We start from the raw sequence: 17,375 nt of genomic DNA on the forward strand, positions 1-17,375 counted from the left end.
GTATGAGGAGGCCCGACTCGGACCGTGCTTCCTCGCGGCGCAGCACACCGCGTTCCGGTCGCGGCGGGCAGTCGTTTAGCGAACGCTATATTGCCGGCGTTCCCGCCCGTATCATGCGCCCCCGTCTGATATTCATGGCCTGCCTGTTTACCTTGGTGTGCTTTGGCCTGCTGATGGTGTACTCGGCGTCTTCGGTCGAGGCGCTGCACGAGAATGGCTCGGCGACGTTTTTTCTGTTTCGACAAGCCGCGTTTGCCGGAGTTGGCGTGCTGGCTATGGTTGCCATCGTGCGCATCTTGCCGGACAGTTGGTTTGGGGAAGACGTGCTCAGGATCTTCCTCATAGGCATGATTGGGCTACTGTTTCTGGTGTTCTTGGTGGGCAGCGGCAGCCGTGGTGCCACGCGCTGGCTCAACATTGCCGGCATTCAGTTCCAGCCTTCCGAGTTTTTAAAGCCATTTGCCATTGCGTATTCGGCCATCATGCTCGACCGCTTCTTTTCGCCCGGTGGCAACATCAACGAATTCCTTCGCAAGATGGGCATCTACCTGGGCATTTCGCTCTTTCTGATCTTTATCCAGCCCGATTTCGGTACCGTCCTGATCATCCTGTTGACCCTCATGTGCATGGCGTTGTTTGCGGGTCTCGACCCCAGATTTATCATCGGCGTGCTAATCTTCGGCATTCTCGTGATCGTGATTGCGCTTGTCGCAGAGCCATACCGTATGGTGCGTATTCAGGTTGCCTTGAACCCTTGGGCCGACGAGTATGGTGACGGCTATCAGGCCACGCTTGCCATCATGGCCTTTGCCTCGGGCGGTCTGTTCGGCCGTGGCATCGGCAACTCAACCATGAAGTACTCGTATCTGCCCGAGGCGCACAATGACTACATCCTGGCCATTATTGGCGAGGAAGTCGGCTTTGTCGGAACCGTGCTGTTCTTCTTGGTGTTTGCGATGCTGATCTACTCGGCGTTTCGCATTGCCGAGCAGGCGACCGATCGTCGGGGCGCGCTTATGGCGTCTGGCTCCGCGGTCATTCTCGCTGTGCAGTTTTTGATTAACGCGTTGGGCATCCTCAACGTGTTTCCCATGACGGGCAAACCGTTGCCGTTTATTAGCTACGGCGGTTCGTCGATTATTGTGTCGCTTACGCTTGCCGGGTTGGTCCTGCGCGTTTCGTACGAGAGCGCCCGTCGCGATGAGTACGACCGTCGCCGCGAGAGCTTTGCCGTTATGGATGAGAGTACCGCCGGCGTGCCCCACGTGCGCGGTGAGCGATCTTCGCGTAACGGTTTTACCGTCCTGGATGGCTCTGCGACCGAGCCGGCAGCCCGCCCGCGTCAGCGAACGGCGCCGCAAGGTCGTCCGCAGCGCCCCAGCCCTCGCAACGCGGGCGGCGGATATAATCGAATCGATTTGAACTCGGACCCGTCGGCGCGTCTGCGCACCGACGACCAGGGACCGCGTGTACGAAGGGACTACCATGACCGATAAGATGACCGTTGCTATTGCAGCCGGCGGCACGGCAGGACACATCAACCCCGCGCTCGCCTTGGCCGAAGAACTGCGTGACCGTGGCCACCACGTTGTGTTCGTGGGCCAGTCGCGCAAGCTCGAGGGTCGTTTGGTCCCCGAGGCTGGGTTTGATTTTGTACCCATTACGGTCACGGGCTTCGACCGCTCCCGTCCTTGGACGGCGCTGACCTCCCTGTGGCGTGTCAATAAGGCCAAGCGTGCGCTCGCCAATCATTTCTCAAAGGTCGGCAAGCCCGATGCCGCCATCGGTTTTGGTGCCTATGTCGAGGTTCCGCTGCTTGGGTGGTGCAAGGGCGCAGGCGTTCCGTATCTGCTGCATGAGCAGAACTCTGTTCCGGGCCTGGCCAACAAGATGATGAACTCCCACGCCGCCCGCGTGTGCATCTCGGTGCCGGCAGCGCGTTCGGTCTTTGAGCGCGAAGGTGACCCTGACCACGTGCTCATGACCGGCAACCCCGTACGTCGCTCGGTGATCGAGGGCGATCGCGCTCGTGGCCGCAAGGCACTTGGCGTTCCCGAGGACGCTACGCTGCTGCTCGTCTTTGGCGGTTCACTTGGCGCCCAGCACCTCAACGAGCGCGTGACTTCGCTCAAAAACGAACTGCTTTCGCGCAAGAACCTCTATGTGTTGCATTCGACGGGTGCCGACGGCTTTGAGGAGACCGAGCACGCTTTGGCGCTGACGCCCGAGGAGGCGAAGCGTTACCGCGTCCAGCCTTACATCGACAACATGGGCGATATGCTGGCTGCTGCCGATTTGGTGCTCTCGCGTTCGGGTGCATCGAGCGTGGCCGAGATCGCTGCGCTCGCCGTGCCCTCGGTGCTCGTGCCGTATCCGCATGCGACGGCCGACCACCAAACCACCAATGCTCGTTATCTGGTCGACGCCGGGGCCGGCGTGCTCTGCGCCGATGCCGATATCGACGGTTCTGCCTTTGCCGATGAGCTGCTGCACCTGGTCGATGACGCGGCGGCGCGCGACGCCATGCGTCAGGCGGCGCGTGGTCTGGCTCAGGATAGAGCCGCCGCTCTTCTGGCGGATGCGGTAGAGGGTTTGCGTTAGTTAGACGGGATATCTTCGGTCGCCCTCGCGCTGATGCGGTAGGTGCGGTACAGTTAACGGGTTACAGGCAGTGTTTACGCAAGGAGTACACGAGCACATGGCTGATTCCCAGACTGCAACCTCCGCGCCCGAGTTTAAGAGCGCCCACTTTATCGGTATCGGCGGCGCCGGCATGAGCGGCATCGCCCTCGTTCTGCACGAGCGCGGTTATGCCGTTACCGGCTCCGACCTTAAGACGTCACGTTATATCCGCCAGCTTACCCGCGCTGGTGTGAAGGTGCATGTGGGCCATGAGGCCGCCACGATCGACGAGGTTAAGCCCGACGTGGTTGTTGTCTCCACCGCTATTCCGGAATCCAACCCTGAACTCGTGCGCGCTCGCGAGCTTGGTATTCCCGTGTGGCCCCGTGCCAAGATGCTCTCTGCTTTGGGCCACGGCTACACCACCGTCGCTGTTGCCGGCACGCATGGCAAGACCACCACGTCTTCGATGTGTGCCACCATGCTCGACCGCATGGGTCTGGATCCGAGCTTCCTGATCGGTGGCATCGTCGAGGGCTATGACACGAACGGCAAGAACGGCTCGGGCGACTACTTTGTCGCCGAGGCCGACGAGTCCGACAGCTCCTTCCTGTTCCTGAACCCCAACGTAGTCATTGTGACCAACGTCGAGGCCGACCACCTCGATCACTACTCGGGTATCGAGGAGATCGAGGCAACTTTCGCCAAATTCATGAGCCTGGTGGGCGAGGACGGCACCGTCATCGTCTGCGGTGAGGACCCGCATCTGGTCGAGCTCGCCAAGTCGACGGGCCGTCATGTGCTTTCCTACGGCTTTGCCGAGAGCAACGACATCGTCTGCATGCACCCGGATGTCAAGGGCATCCAGAGTGACTTTATCGTTCGCTTTGAGGACGGCACTGAGCGCGCTGTGGAGATCAAGAGCAATCCCGGTCGCCACAACATGCTCAACGCCACGGCGGTGCTCACCGTCGCCCATGTCCTGGGCCTTGACATCGACGCCGCCGCCAAGGCGCTCTCGAGCTTTGAGGGCGTCCGCCGTCGCTTTACCCACGTGGGCGATATCGATGGCATCACCGTGGTCGATGATTACGGCCATCACCCCACCGAGATCAAGGCTACGCTTGCTGCCGCTTCGTCGCTGGGCTACAAGCACGTCGACGTCGTGTTCCAGCCGCACCGCTATTCGCGCCTGCAGGCCCTGTGCGACGACTTTGCCGATGCATTTGCCAATGCCGATAAACTGCTGCTGATTGATGTGTTCTCGGCTGGCGAGATGCCCATTCCGGGTGTCACCTCTAAGATGCTCGCCGATACCGTGCGCGCCAAGCATCCTGGCAAGGAGGTCGTGTACTGCTCCAGCCGTCTTGAGCTCAATCAGGAGCTCGAGCAGATGGTGGGCGAGGGCGACCTGCTGCTCACCATGGGTGCCGGCGACGTTACGACCGTCGGTCCCGAGTTCATTGAGTATCTGACTGCCAAGAAAGACGCTTAAGTCTAATGGGTCTGTTTAACGCCGTCATGGCGCTCTCGGGCATGATCGACACGGATGTGATCGAGGACGAGCGCCTTGCGCGTCATACGAGCTATCGTATCGGCGGCAAGGCCGACCTCTTTGTGACGTGCCATAGCTATCATGCCCTCCGCCGCGCCGTGGCGGTGCTCGATCGCGAGCAGGTGCCGTGGGTCATCATCGGCAAGGGCTCCAATCTGCTGGTTGCCGATGGCGGTTATCGCGGTGCCGTCATTTCGCTCGGACGTGAGTTCCAGCGCACGGTTGTTGCCGATGACGGTTGTACGCTGACGGTCGGTGCGGGCGTGATGTTTGCGCGCCTGGTCAACGATGCCCTGTCGCGTAGCCTCTCGGGCCTTGAGTTTGCCGTTGGCATTCCTGGTTCGGTCGGCGGTGCGATATCTATGAATGCCGGCACGCGGACCGAGTGGATTGGCTCGCTGGTTGAGGATGTCGTAACGTTTGACCCGGCATCCGGTATCAAGCATTATGCGGGGTCCGAGATCACTTGGGGCTACCGCGAATGTGGCCTTCCCCGCAATGAGATCATCCTCGAGTGCGTGCTCAAGCTTAAACCGGCGCCCAAGGCCGACATTCGCGAGCGCATGGAGCGGTACCTGACGAGGCGCAAGCGTACGCAGCCCATGGGTCGCGCATCCTGCGGGTCTGTCTTTCGCAACCCGCCCGATGCGAGTGTGGGCAAGCTTATCGAGGATTGTGGATTAAAGGGTTTTTCGATTGGCGGCGCGGAAGTTTCGCCCGTTCACGCTAATTTTATCGTTAATAACGGAACTGCCTCGGCCGATGACGTTGCCGCGGTTATCAGACATGTGCACGGAAAGGTGAGGGAGGCGTATGGCATCGAGCTCAGACCGGAAGTTAAATTCCTCGGCTTCTAGAGCATCGAAACCCACCTTCCGCCGCGCCGGAGGGCGTTCCGGCGCGCCTGCCAAACCTCAACGCAATACCGTCGCGCACTCTAAGTCTGTCGGGCATGCTCGACAGACCAGTCGACCGGTCGTCGGCTCGCAGCTCGGTAATCGTCCGACCGCAAAAAAGTCCTCGCGTCCCTCGGTGACGTCAAAGCCTGTTATGGGCGCCAAGCCTGCCCGTCCCATAGCAACTCCCAAGCCCTCGACGGGGACTAAGGCGGCGCGTCCAGGTCGCACGCTGGGCGCATCGAAACCGCGCTCGCTGACATCGGTGCCGGCTACCGCTAAGAAGCCTTCGAGTAAAAAAGGTTTCAACCCGTTATCTTCACTTGGAGCGATGGCAAATAAAACATCAGACGCCGCTTCTGTCGTTACAGGCAAAGGCAAAATCGTGGGCGGCGTTCTGGCCGTCTTGGCCGTGCTCGTCGTCGTTGCCATCGTGGTGATCAACTCTGGATTGTTTACTGCCACTGATATTCAGATTCAAGGCAGCGAGCATGTGACGAAGCACGATGCTATCCAGCTGATCGACTTGCCCGAGGGAACGTCGCTTTTTAACGTCGATCCCGACCAGATTACCGAGGATCTCAAGCAGAACCCGTGGGTCTCGGGCGTGGATGTCCAGCGCCAGTTTCCCCATACGCTTATCATCACGCCGACGGAGCGTAAAGTTATCGCCATTGCATATATCAGCTCCGACGACCTTGCCTGGGCTATCGGAGACGATGACACCTGGATCGCCCCGCTGTCGACGTCGGTCGAAGTGGACGACCAGGGCAACGTCATCACGACAGGGCAGGGCTCAAATACCTTGACCGGAATCGATGCCGCGCTGGCGCTCGCCAAGCATTATGGCGCGGTGTTGTTGACTGATGTCTCGGCGGATGTCGCTCCGGTTTCCGGCCAGGCGGTGAACTCCAAAGCCGTTAAGGCCGGCCTGGATTATGTGCGTGGTTTTTCGAGCGAGTTCTTGGGACAAGTCAAGGATATTTCCACGCCTTCGGTCGAAGCCATCTCGGCAAACCTCAATAACGGCATTGAGGTGTCGCTGGGCGATTCGGACGATATCGCCAAGAAGGAACGCGTAGTCACCAAGTTGCTTTCGCAGGTAGAGGGCGTAACGTATATCAATGTGCGCTCTCCGGGCAACTACACATTTAGGAATGCTCCGACCTCGTAGCGCTGGTTGATGCTTTGTTGAGGGGCCATACCACGCCGTTTATCTGGTTTGTTTGGTTTTCACGGTCAATTATTTGACTGATACGTTCATAATGTGCAAACATAATACGGTTTACCTTTGCATTTACTTTCAACCTGAAGGTTAATGTGCGCAGGGGTCGACCCATGCTATGGCTATAACCTTTGTTCGGAGGACCGACATGCACGAGACAGAGATCAACAACTACCTTGCCGTCATTAAGGTGGTCGGCGTCGGCGGCGGCGGTACCAACGCGGTCAATCGAATGATCGAAGAGGGCATCCGCGGCGTCGAGTTTGTTGCCATCAACACCGATGCTCAGGCACTCGCGATCTCTGATGCCGATATCAAGGTGCACATCGGCACCGACCTCACCCGCGGCCTGGGCGCCGGCGCCAACCCCGAGGTTGGCCGCAAGGCTGCCGATGAGTCCCGCGACGACATTGCCGAGGCGCTCGCTGGCGCCGACATGGTGTTTATCACCTGCGGTGAGGGCGGTGGCACCGGTACCGGCGCTGCTCCCATCGTTGCCGATATCGCGATGAACGAGGTCGGCGCACTGACCGTCGCCGTCGTGACCAAGCCCTTCACCTTCGAGGGCCGCAAGCGTAAGAAGAGCGCCGAGGAGGGCATCAAGACCCTCTCCGATTGCGTCGACACCATGATCGTCATTCCTAACGATAAGCTGCTCGACATCGCCGAGAAGAAGACCACCATGCTCGAGGCCTTCGCGATTGCCGATGGCGTCCTTTCCCAGGGCACCCAGGGCATCACCGACCTCATCACCGTCCCCGGTATCATCAACCTGGACTTCGCCGATGTTAAGACCATCATGAAGCAGGCCGGTACCGCCATGATGGGTATCGGTACCTCTTCTGGGGATACTCGTGCCGTCGACGCTGCCCAGCAGGCCATCTCCAGCCCGCTGCTCGAGAGCTCCATCGATGGTGCCACGCGCGTGCTGCTCTCCATCGCCGGTTCCAAGGACCTGGGCATCCAGGAGATCAGCGACGCCGCCGACGTTGTCGCCAACGCCGTCGACCCCGAGGCCAACATCATCTTCGGTACCGTTGTCGACGAGTCCCTGGGCGATCAGGTGCGTATCACCGTCATCGCTACGGGCTTCTCCGACTCCAACGTCAACCGTCAGGATGAGCTCTTTGCTGCTCAGCAGTCTCAGAGCAAGGCCGCTGCCTCCGCTGAGCCGCAGCGCACCGCTCCGGCTGCGAGCCCGGCTCAGGCCGCTCCGACCCGCAACGTCGGTGGTACCGAGCTGCCCAACTTTGGCAACGACCAGTTCGAGCTTCCCGACTTCCTGAAGCGCGGTAGCTTCTAGTTCGTTTTTCTCAACGACCTGCACGGGGTGTGTCCATTTGGATGCACCCCGTTTTGTTTCTCGTTTGTAAACGAAAGCCTCCAATCTCCTTACGTTCCCTTTACGTTTGGTCCCTACCGCTGCGGGTATCCTTTTAAGGAAGTATGACAGCCGTATAAACGCGGACTGCGCGGCGACGCCGCGGTACTTGTGTTATTAGGAGGCTTTAGTATGGCAGCACGTGCGGACAACGTTTCGCGTGTCGACCATGATGGAGTTACGTTGGTGGAGGGCGCGACATCCGATGTCCGCTTTGCCTTTACCGAGCGCACCGGTGGCGTTTCTGAAGATGCGTACTCCTCGCTCAACCTGGGCTCGCATGTAGGCGATGACCCCTTTGCTGTTCAAGAAAATCGTCGTCGAGCGCTCGAAGCGATGGGCGCCACTGAGTGCGAGCATAATCTGCTCGTGCCCAATCAGGTACATGGTGACCATATCGTTACGGTGACTTCGAACGGCGCCGACGATCTTGAGGCTGTTCGCGAGCAGATTGCCGAGGGCTGCGATGCCATCGTCTGTACGGCCCATGACGTGCCCGTGCTGCTCTGCTTTGCCGACTGCGTTCCCGTGGTGCTGGTGGCCCCTGGCGGATTTGCCGTGGTGCACTCCGGTTGGAAGGGCACGATTGCACGTATTTCTGCCAAGGCGTGCCAGGCGCTTTGCGATGCTGCCGGCTGCGATGCGAGCGACGTTTCCGCCTATATCGGCCCCCATATCTTGGCTGACGAATATGAGGTATCCCAGGAACTCATGGATCGCTTTGCCGTCGAGTTCTCTTGCATCGATGCGAGCATCTCTCGCATGCTCGATCTTTCCGCTGCCATTTGTGAGGCGCTGGTAGATGCCGGTGTGGACGCGGATAATATCGTGGATACCCAGCTTTCGACTGTGCGTCAGAACGACCGCTTTTATTCCTACCGTAACGAGGACGGCACCTGTGGGCGCCATGCTGCGATCGGCGTGATGCTATGAGAAAGATCGTATCGGTCCTGAGCGCCGCTGTGCTTACGCTTACGCTGTGCGCCTGTTCTTCGGGATCTTCTACCTCTTCCATTACTGTGGCCGGCTCCACGACCTGCCTTCCTATCGCCGAAATTGCGGCAGAGGGCTTTAAGGAGGAGACCGGCATCGACGTGCTCGTTTCCGGTTTGGGCTCTTCCGCTGGCATCGAAGCCGTCAGCGCCGGCACGGCCGATATCGCCAGCTCCTCCCGTGGACTCAATGCCGACGAACAGGATCTGGGCCTGACTCCCATCGTCATTGCCCACGACGGTATCGCGGTCATCGTGAACGAAGACAACCCCGTCGATAACCTCTCGACCGAGCAGCTCCGCGATATCTATGCCGGCAAGATCACCAACTGGAAAGAAGTCGGTGGCGAGGACCTGAGGATTCAGGTTATCAACCGAGATGAGGCGTCTGGCACGCGTGAAGCCTTCCGCACCATCGTGATGGACGGCACCCCGTTCGATCGCCGCTCCGCCGTTCTTTCGGGCACGGGCCAGGTGCGCGACGTGGTATCTCGTTCGCGCGGGGCTATCGGCTACATTTCGCTGGGCTTCGTCGATAGCCTCAACGCCAAGACCTCGGTCAAGGCCGTCTCGGTCAATCATGTTGAGGCGTCCGAGAAGACGGTCGCGAGTGGCGGCTATCCCATCTCGCGCGACCTTTACTTCTTTGTGAAGGGTGCGCCTTCGCAGCGGGCGCAGGATTACATCGACTACGTGACGTCCGAAAAGATGGACAAGCAGATTCGCGAGGCGGGCTTTATTCCCGTCACCAACGACGAGAAGGGGAGTGAGTAGCATGGAAGCACAGGAAAACTCCCAGACTGAGCAGAATGCTCAGGCGCCCAAGAAGCGCGAGCTGGCGCTCGTATCGCGCAGCACCTATATCAAGGAGAAGGCGCTGCAGTGGATTTTCTTTGCCTGCGCGTTCTTGGCGGTTGTTACCGTCATCCTGATTTTTGTCTTTACCACGTACTCGGCGCTGCCCGTCTTTACCGACATCGGTCTGGCGGACTTCTTTAGCTTTACGTGGGCGCCCTCTGAGGGCCACTACGGCATCGTGTCGCTGCTTGCCGGCTCGGGTCTGGTGACCGTCGGTGCGCTCGCCATGGGTGTGCCCCTAGGCGTGGGCACGGCCGTGTATCTGGTCGAGATCGCCAGCAAGCGCGTGCGCAAGCTCATCAGCCCTGCCGTTGACCTGTTGGCCGGCATCCCTTCTATCATCTATGGCTTCTTTGGCATGATCATCATCCGTCCGTTTATCGCGCAACTGACCGGTGGTCTTGGTTTTGGTGCGCTGACGGCGTGGTTCGTGCTTGCCATCATGATCGTCCCTACCATCACCACGCTCACCATCGATGCCCTCAATTCCATTCCCATGGGTATTCGCGAGGCATCGTATGCCATGGGTGCTACTAAGTGGCAGACCATCTATAAGGTCGTGCTACCTGCCGCCAAGCTGGGTATCGTGGATGCCATCGTGCTGGGTATGGGCCGTGCCATCGGCGAGACCATGGCCGTGCTCATGGTCGTGGGTAACGCCCCGGTTATTCCCGACAGCATTGCGAGCCCCATCTCGACGCTCACGAGCCAGATTGCGCTCGACATGAGCTATTCCTCGGGTCTGCATCGCTCGGCGCTGTTCGGCATGGGCGTGGTCCTGTTTATCATTTCCGCCACGCTGGTGGGCATCGTCCGTCTGATTTCCAAGAAGAAGAGGGGGTAGGCTATGTCCGATTCCGTTGACACGACGGTCGATACGACCTCGTCGCGCGAGCGCATCAAGCGTGCCCTTTCCCACGGCAAGAAGGGCCGCATCAACAAGGACTTGTCCAACAAGATCATGCTCGGCGTATTCCGCGCGGCTGCCTACATCACCACGCTGGTGCTGGTCGCTATCATCGCCTATGTGGTCATTAACGGCCTGCCTCATATCTCGCTCGACTTTATCTTCGGTTGGCCCCAGGGCGTCAACGCCGAGGGCGGAATTTGGCCCACGATCGTCTCGACCGTCTATGTGACGGCGCTCGCCATGCTTATCTGCACGCCGATTGCTGTGCTGGCAGCCGTCTATCTGGCCGAGTACGCCAAGCAGGGCAAGGTCGTCGAGCTCATTCGCTACGCTGCTGACGCTTTGGCCTCGGTGCCCTCCATCGTTATGGGCCTGTTTGGCTACGCCTTGTTTGTCGAGGCCATGGGCCTGGGCCTTTCGATGGTCTCGGCCGCTCTGGCGCTCGCGCTCTTGATGCTTCCCATCGTCATGCGTACCACCGAAGAGGCCATTCGCGCCGTCCCGCGCTATATCCGTTGGGGCGCGTACGGCCTGGGCGCCACCAAGTGGCAGGTTGTCTCCAAGATTGTGCTTCCTTCTGCCTTTGGCCGTATTGCCACGGGCATCGTCCTCGCCATCGGCCGCGCCATTGGCGAGACCGCGGTGGTGCTCTACACCATGGGCCAAGCCATCAATCTACCTATTTCGCCGCTCGATTCCGGCCGCCCCATGACGGTTCACCTGTACCTGCTTGCCAACGACGGCATCAACATGAACGCAGCCTACGGCACCGCGCTCTTGCTGATGGTGATCATTCTTGCCTTCAACCTGTTTGCGCGCTTCCTGTCGCGCAAGCGTCGCTAGTTAAGGAGTCCCATGTCCGTTTATCAGTCCGCTCCCACGCTGGAGCAAGCGGCCATTACGGCCAAGGATTTCAACTTTTGGTACGGTGACTTTCATGCGCTGACGGGGCTTGACCTCAACATCGCCAAAAACGCCATCACCGCTTTCATTGGCCCTTCGGGCTGCGGCAAGTCGACGTTTTTGCGCTGCATCAACCGCATGAATGATCTGATCGAGGGTACGCGCGTCGAGGGCACCATGACGCTCGACGGCAATGATATCTATGCCGAGGGCGTCGACCCGGTCGACCTCCGTCGTCGCGTGGGCATGATCTTTCAGCAGCCCAACCCGTTTCCCAAATCCATCTACGAGAATGTCGCCTTTGGCCCTCGTCTACAGGGCGTGACTAGCAAAAGCGACCTCGATGACATCGTGGAAGAATCGCTCAAGCGCGCCAACCTCTGGAAAGAGGTATCCAATCAGCTCAACAAGGATGGTTTGGCGCTCTCGGGCGGTCAGCAGCAGCGTCTGTGCATCGCGCGCGTGCTTGCGGTGCAACCCGATGTTCTTCTGATGGACGAGCCCTGCTCCGCCATCGACCCCACGTCCGTCTCTAAGGTCGAGGATCTGATGGCCGAGCTGGCGCCCGAGATGACGATCATCATCGTCACGCATTCAATGCAGCAGGCAGCTCGTATCAGCGACTACACCGCATTCTTCTTGCAGGAAGTTGCCGGCGAGCCCGCCACGCTCATCGAGTATGGTCAAACCGACGCGATCTTCACCAGCCCGGTGGACTCGCGGACGGAAGACTATATCACCGGCCGCTTTGGCTGATCGGTGCGACTAGTCCCAAGCCGTCGGACCTGGTCCGGTGCGTATTCACTGTGCGGGCTGCATGACCGCACCCAACTGATTGGAGTGAACCATGCGCAAACTGTTTTCCCGTCAGCTCGTCGAGGCCCGTCACGAGATGCTGAGCATCTATGAGGCCGTCGATCTGGCTCTCCACGATGCCGTGAAGGCCTATGTGACCGACGACCGCAAGCTCGCCACCAAGACCAAGAAACGCACGCTTTCGATTGACGCGCGCTGCGCCAACCTGGAGGCCGTCTGCTACAACCTGATCGCCACGCAGTCACCGGTCGCCTCCGACTTCCGCCTGCTTCAGACGATCATCTACGTCGACTTTAACCTGCAGCGCATGACCGATAAGGTCCGTCAGATCTGCCGTGCCACGCGTCATATGATCAAGGCCGACATCTCGCTGCCCAAGGAGCTTGTCGGCACGGTTGAGGCCGAGGCTGAGGCCGTCTACCAGGTGCTGGGCTCTTCGCTTTCTGCGCTCGTCACCAATGACATGTCCATCATCTGCAACTTGGCCGTCGAGGACGAGCCGGTGCACGCCGCCTACGAGAAGTTCTTCCGCACCTTTAATCGTATGGATACGGGCGACTTTATGGACGACGACAGCAACTATGACGACCTGCGCCGCGCTATCATGGTTTCGCGCTACCTCGATCGCATCGCTTCGATTTCCATCGATGCCGCTTGCCGTCTGACCTTCCTGTTGACTGGTCAGCGTATGAGCGCCGGCGATATCGCCCGTGTGGACGAGGATGAGCTCGAGAGCATGCGCGTGCCTTCGGGCGAGGGTGTTATCATGAGGCCCGCCGTCGACGCTCGCTACGTTGCCAAGGTGCCCGCTAACGAGGTCAGCGAGGGTCTTCGCTACCTGCTCGATCATCTTGAGGACGAGGACGATGGCGAGGACGACGAGGAGTAAGTGACCCCGTTCGTCGAAAGATTGTAAATACCTAAGTGAGCGCGGCCTTGCACATGCGGGGCCGCGCTCTTGCGTTAGCATGGGACTACTTGTTTGGCTGTCAGCGGAGGCGATTGGCAATGGATAACTATTTGGACTTGATGCGCGCTCGCCGCGAGCAGATTCTGGAACGTTTTTATGCGGCGCTCGATCGCGCGGGCCGCCCCCACGACGCCGCGCGCCTCATTGCCGTGTCCAAGACCGTTGGTGTCGATGAGACCGTTGCCGCCATCCAGACGGGGTATCGCAATTTTGCCGAGAACCGCCCGCAGGAGCTGGTTCGCAAGCTCACGGGTCTGGCGGAGCATCCGGAGCTGCCCGAGGTGCGCTTCGATATGATCGGCAACCTGCAGACCAATAAGATCAATGCGGTGCTGGGCTCAGCCGAGCTGATTCACTCGGTGGGTTCGCTGCATCTGGCGCAGGCGATCTCGAGCCGTGCTGTCCGCAAGATTGAGGCAGGCGAGCTCGCCGGCCCCCAGTGTGTGCTCATCGAGGTCAACGTGAGCGGCGAGGAGTCCAAGGGCGGTTTTTCGCCCGATGAGATTCGCGCCGCCGCGGGTGAGCTTGCAGAGCTTGAGGGAATTTGCGTGCAGGGGCTTATGACTATGGCGCCCCGGGGGAATAAGGATGTGGCACGCCGCACCTTTGCGGGGCTTCGTGAGCTGAGGGATGAGCTGGAGGCAGCGCATCCCGATTTGAACCTGCCTGAGCTTTCCTGCGGCATGAGCGAGGACTTTGAGCCTGCCCTTGAGGAGGGCTCTACGCTCGTTCGCCTGGGCAGGGTAGTATTTAGCCCGGAGTTTGCAGTAAAATAGGGCTCTGAAGTGCGCACTGGTTTACAGAGCGCCTGCACTAAACCGTGAGAGGACACAACCATGGGCTTCCTTGACGAGATTAAAAATAAGATGCACCTGGGCGGCCAGCAGGGTTACGACCAGGGCTATAGCCAGGATGACGACTACGGCTACGATGACGGCTACGACGACGGCTATCAGGGCGGCGGCTACAGTGGTGCTTCGGGCGAGGGCTTCTATACCCAGGACGAGCCGAGCAACGGCCTGCTTGGTCAGACGCGACGTGGTGAGGCTGAGTCGGTTGCCGTGTATACGCGCTCCGGTCAGCTGGTCGGCGATGACTCGCGTCATGCAACGACGTACAATCCGCCGTCGCGTTCTCAGGATACGGTCGCCGGTGGCTATCGTCCCGGCGCCTACGACACGCCGTCGAGCTATGCCGAGAGCGCCCGTGCTCGCGCCGCGGCGCCTGCGCCCGCCCCTGCGCCGAGCGACGCCTCGGCCTATGCGAGCAACATCATCAACGCCACGCCGCAGCTGCCTGCCTATGTCCTGCGTCCCGAGAGCTATGATGACGTTGAGACCGTTGTCCGTCGTGTGCGTACCAAACAGCCCGTCGCGCTGATTTTTGTCGGCGTTCGCACCGAGGTCGCCAAGCGTGTCCTGGACTTTAGCTATGGCTTTGCCTGTGGCCTGGGCGCTACGGTCAAGGAGGTGGGCGACCGCGTGTTCATGGTGCTGCCCGCCGGCTGCGAGGTCAAGGATTCGGACCTCAAGAAGCTTCGTGCCGACGGCTACCTTAAGTAAACCCAAGACGAGGAGATTCTCATCAACATCTACACCATTGTCCAGCTGGTCAACACGCTGTTCAACTTCTACTCCACGCTCATCGTGGTCTATTGCTTTATGACGTGGATTCCCATGAAGCAGGGCGGCCTGCTGCAGGATATCGCTGCAGTGCTCGATAGCGTCTGCGGCCCGTGGCTCAACCTCTTTCGTCGGTTTATCCCGCCGATGGGCGGCGTTGATTTTTCGCCGGTCGTTGCGATTATTGCGTTGCAGTTGGTGCAGAGACTGGTTCTGCAGCTTCTTATAGGTATACTCGTATAGAACTGACTTAGTAACTTACGTCGGGCGTGTAGCGCCGAGGCGATGAAAAAGGAGACTTGTTATGGCTATTACCCCTGCAGACATCCAGGCTCAGACTTTCTCTGAGGCCAAGCGTGGCTACGATCCTGCCGAGGTCGACGTCTTCTTGGAGACGCTGTCTTCCGAGGTTGACGCTATGCTCGCTAAGATCGTCGACCTTAAGGGCCGTCTGACTGCTACTGAGCAGCAGCTTGCCGATGCACAGGCTCAGCTTGCCCAGGCTCAGGATACCGCCGCCCAGGCCGCCCCTGCCGCCCCCGTGGCCGCTCCCGCCCCTGACTTCTCCGCTCAGGAGCGCCAGATTTCCGCTGCCCTGATCGCTGCTCAGCAGACCGCTGAGACCATCGTCAACGATGCCAATGAGAACGCTGAGCGTATCCGCAACGAGGCTGACGCCAAGGCCCGCGAGGTTATCCGCCAGGCTCTGACCGAGAAGCAGGCCGAGCTCGAGGAAATCGACCGTCTGAAGGCTTCCCGCGAGGAGTTCAAGGCCGAGTACCTCAAGCTCATCCAGCACTTTATGGACGACGCCCAGAACTCCTTCCCGGCCGACCTCATGGCCTCCACGCCGGTTGGTTCTGCCGCTTCTCCTGCGGTGACTGTTCCCGCCGAGCCGCTGCCCGTCGCCGATCCGGTTGTCCCCGTGGCCGATCCCTTCGCCCCGATCGACAACTTCGCTGCCGACGACCTGGACTAACATTCGGTCTACAATTTAGTGCCTAGAAAGGACCCGCAGCTTGCGGGTCCTTTTTTATGACTGTGCAGGGTGTGCAGGGGTGCGCAACATAAAAAACCGAGCCCTGCACATAGTGGCGCAGAACTCGGTGAACGGGTGAGCGGTCAAGGGTAGGTTTGCGGCATGTCCCAAAAATCTACTTGAGGAGGAAGTCGGAGAGGGGAATGGTGCGGGCCTCTCGATGCTCGGGGTCGGTGATATGGTCGGCAGGATAGCCACAGACGAGCATGTGATAGGGATAGACACCCTCGGGCAGGTCGAACTGCTCACGGGCCACCTCAGGCTTAAAATGGCACACCCAGCACGTTCCCAGGCCCTGCTCGGTGGCCTCCATCATCATCTGATCACACACGATGGACGTATCGATTTCACTGGAATTCATCTGATCATACGGGCGCACCCAAGCATCATCGGTAACGCTGCAAATGAGGAAGACAAGCGGAGCCCCAAAGATAGACCCATCACGAGCAAACCGAGGCTGACAAGCAGCAGCCTTCTCCAACAGCTCGGGCGTATCCAGCACCATCACACGAGAAGGATGATTATTACAAGCAGAAGGAGCAATCCGTCCAGCTTCAACAACAGCATCCACCACCGACTGCTCCACAGCCCGATTCTCAAAAGAACGACAAGAATACCGACCACGAGCCAAATCCAAATAACCCATAACCAAGCCCTCCAAAGTCAACGAATCGATCCAAAGCAAAATAAAGGGTACCCAAAGCACCATCCAGTCAAACGTTTGAGGCGGTCCCAAAGTTCCCAACCGGGCCCAAAGGCCCTGCTAACAAAAGCCCCATCGCTTTCAAAGTATCAGCCAAAGTTCCCAATGGTGGTACGTAAGGCGAAGGGCCGGCCACGGTTTACTTTCGAACGACTCTGCAAAGCAGCCGGAGTGAGAAAGCAAGCCGTGGCCGGCCCTTCGCCGCCGGGACACGTACCCCCAATTAACTGTTCTTCATGACGATCGAATCCACGACATCGGCCACATTCTCACAGCAGTCGGCGCAGTACTCCAGGAAGGCATATACGTCACGCCAGGCGATGACCTCGAGCGGGTCCTTGCCGTTGACGTGCAGGTTGCGCATGGCGTTGATGTAGAGCTCGTCAGCCTCGGACTCGATGGTGTTGATCTGGATGACCAGTTCGCGCAGCGTTTTGGACTTGCGGTAGTTGGGCAGCTCGACCATCAGGTCCTTCATGGCGCGGCAAGCGTCGGTCACCTTGTGGGCGATGACGATGGCGTCGGGATGGATGCTCTGAATGTTGGTGAAGTAGACGCGCTGCACGACGCCCTCGATGCGGTCGAGCACGGTGTCGAGTGAGCAGCTCATCAGATTCAGATCCTCGCGCTCGAGCGGGGTGATAAAGGCGGTGAGCAGGGCGTCTTCAAGCTCGTGGTGCTTCTTGTCTGCCGCATGCTCAATGGCATGCATCTCCTCGAGCATATCGTGAATCTTCGCGGGATCGAAGTTCTCAAAAATCTGGGTAAGCAGCTCGGCGGCCTGGACGGCGAGGTCGGCGCAGGCGACGTAGTTGTCAAAGTAGAACGAATTGGGTTTCTTTGCCATGGGTGGGTCCTTTCGAGGCGAAGACGGGTAGGCGAA

At 59.5% G+C, this 17,375-nt stretch carries 18 protein-coding genes; 16 read left to right on the plus strand and 2 right to left on the minus strand.

The window, feature by feature from the left end:
• Nucleotides 1-2: 2 nt before the first annotated feature.
• The 16 genes from ftsW to DWV58_RS07445 all read left to right on the plus strand — a co-directional run bounded on the left by ftsW (nucleotide 3) and on the right by DWV58_RS07445 (nucleotide 15,729).
• Nucleotides 3-1,496, plus strand: a complete 1,494-nt coding sequence (gene ftsW / locus DWV58_RS07370) for a putative lipid II flippase FtsW (protein WP_117776686.1) — start codon at nucleotides 3-5, stop codon at nucleotides 1,494-1,496.
• Nucleotides 1,486-2,601: an undecaprenyldiphospho-muramoylpentapeptide beta-N-acetylglucosaminyltransferase gene (murG, locus tag DWV58_RS07375; RefSeq protein ID WP_117776687.1), complete on the plus strand. Its 1,116-nt coding sequence runs from the start codon at nucleotides 1,486-1,488 to the stop codon at nucleotides 2,599-2,601. Before ftsW ends, murG begins: the two co-directional genes overlap by 11 nt.
• A 97-nt stretch (nucleotides 2,602-2,698) precedes the next feature.
• Nucleotides 2,699-4,117: a UDP-N-acetylmuramate--L-alanine ligase gene (gene murC / locus DWV58_RS07380; protein ID WP_117636008.1), complete on the plus strand. Its 1,419-nt coding sequence runs from the start codon at nucleotides 2,699-2,701 to the stop codon at nucleotides 4,115-4,117.
• Between the two features lie 5 nt (nucleotides 4,118-4,122).
• Nucleotides 4,123-5,034: a UDP-N-acetylmuramate dehydrogenase gene (murB, locus tag DWV58_RS07385; RefSeq protein WP_117776688.1), complete on the plus strand. Its 912-nt coding sequence runs from the start codon at nucleotides 4,123-4,125 to the stop codon at nucleotides 5,032-5,034.
• A 424-nt stretch (nucleotides 5,035-5,458) separates the two neighbouring features.
• Nucleotides 5,459-6,247, plus strand: coding sequence for a cell division protein FtsQ/DivIB (locus DWV58_RS07390; RefSeq protein ID WP_231501570.1), 789 nt, complete (start codon nucleotides 5,459-5,461; stop codon nucleotides 6,245-6,247).
• A gap of 199 nt (nucleotides 6,248-6,446) precedes the next feature.
• Nucleotides 6,447-7,601, plus strand: coding sequence for a cell division protein FtsZ (gene ftsZ, locus DWV58_RS07395; RefSeq protein ID WP_055251674.1), 1,155 nt, complete (start codon nucleotides 6,447-6,449; stop codon nucleotides 7,599-7,601).
• A gap of 210 nt (nucleotides 7,602-7,811) precedes the next feature.
• Nucleotides 7,812-8,612 carry a polyphenol oxidase family protein gene (locus DWV58_RS07400; RefSeq protein ID WP_117776689.1) on the plus strand — a complete coding sequence of 267 codons (801 nt, stop codon included), beginning with the start codon at nucleotides 7,812-7,814 and terminating at the stop codon, nucleotides 8,610-8,612.
• Nucleotides 8,609-9,445: a phosphate ABC transporter substrate-binding protein gene (locus tag DWV58_RS07405; RefSeq protein ID WP_117637522.1), complete on the plus strand. Its 837-nt coding sequence runs from the start codon at nucleotides 8,609-8,611 to the stop codon at nucleotides 9,443-9,445. Before DWV58_RS07400 ends, DWV58_RS07405 begins: the two co-directional genes overlap by 4 nt.
• A gap of 1 nt (nucleotide 9,446) precedes the next feature.
• The gene (gene pstC / locus DWV58_RS07410) at nucleotides 9,447-10,373 is read left to right on the plus strand and encodes a phosphate ABC transporter permease subunit PstC (RefSeq protein WP_117776690.1); all 927 of its coding nucleotides are present in this window, start codon (nucleotides 9,447-9,449) and stop codon (nucleotides 10,371-10,373) included.
• A gap of 3 nt (nucleotides 10,374-10,376) precedes the next feature.
• Complete coding sequence (gene pstA, locus DWV58_RS07415) at nucleotides 10,377-11,282, plus strand: phosphate ABC transporter permease PstA (protein WP_006234250.1); 906 nt, start codon at nucleotides 10,377-10,379, stop codon at nucleotides 11,280-11,282.
• A gap of 12 nt (nucleotides 11,283-11,294) precedes the next feature.
• On the plus strand, nucleotides 11,295-12,098 hold the full coding sequence (gene pstB, locus DWV58_RS07420; protein ID WP_117776691.1) for a phosphate ABC transporter ATP-binding protein PstB: 804 nt from the start codon (nucleotides 11,295-11,297) through the stop codon (nucleotides 12,096-12,098).
• Nucleotides 12,099-12,189: 91 nt separating this feature from the next.
• On the plus strand, nucleotides 12,190-13,047 hold the full coding sequence (locus DWV58_RS07425) for a PhoU domain-containing protein (protein ID WP_117776692.1): 858 nt from the start codon (nucleotides 12,190-12,192) through the stop codon (nucleotides 13,045-13,047).
• Nucleotides 13,048-13,166: 119 nt separating this feature from the next.
• Complete coding sequence (locus DWV58_RS07430) at nucleotides 13,167-13,904, plus strand: YggS family pyridoxal phosphate-dependent enzyme (protein WP_055251689.1); 738 nt, start codon at nucleotides 13,167-13,169, stop codon at nucleotides 13,902-13,904.
• A gap of 60 nt (nucleotides 13,905-13,964) precedes the next feature.
• The gene (locus tag DWV58_RS07435) at nucleotides 13,965-14,690 is read left to right on the plus strand and encodes a cell division protein SepF (protein ID WP_117776693.1); all 726 of its coding nucleotides are present in this window, start codon (nucleotides 13,965-13,967) and stop codon (nucleotides 14,688-14,690) included.
• Between the two features lie 57 nt (nucleotides 14,691-14,747).
• A complete protein-coding gene (locus DWV58_RS07440) occupies nucleotides 14,748-14,993 on the plus strand; it encodes a YggT family protein (RefSeq protein WP_199406628.1) in 246 nt (81 codons plus the stop codon).
• 61 nt (nucleotides 14,994-15,054) lie between these two features.
• A complete protein-coding gene (locus tag DWV58_RS07445; RefSeq protein WP_117734960.1) occupies nucleotides 15,055-15,729 on the plus strand; it encodes a DivIVA domain-containing protein in 675 nt (224 codons plus the stop codon).
• A 175-nt stretch (nucleotides 15,730-15,904) separates the two neighbouring features.
• Here the strand turns inward: DWV58_RS07445 and DWV58_RS07450 are convergent, their stop codons facing one another.
• Nucleotides 15,905-16,435, minus strand: a complete 531-nt coding sequence (locus DWV58_RS07450) for a nitroreductase family protein (protein WP_117735098.1) — start codon at nucleotides 16,433-16,435, stop codon at nucleotides 15,905-15,907.
• A 280-nt stretch (nucleotides 16,436-16,715) separates the two neighbouring features.
• Nucleotides 16,716-17,339 (minus strand): DUF47 domain-containing protein, encoded by a 624-nt coding sequence (locus DWV58_RS07455; RefSeq protein WP_117734961.1) that lies wholly within the window; start codon nucleotides 17,337-17,339, stop codon nucleotides 16,716-16,718.
• Between the last annotated feature and the right edge of the window lie 36 nt (nucleotides 17,340-17,375).

This window comes from Collinsella sp. AF11-11 (assembly GCF_003465485.1).
In the GTDB taxonomy this organism is placed as follows: domain Bacteria; phylum Actinomycetota; class Coriobacteriia; order Coriobacteriales; family Coriobacteriaceae; genus Collinsella.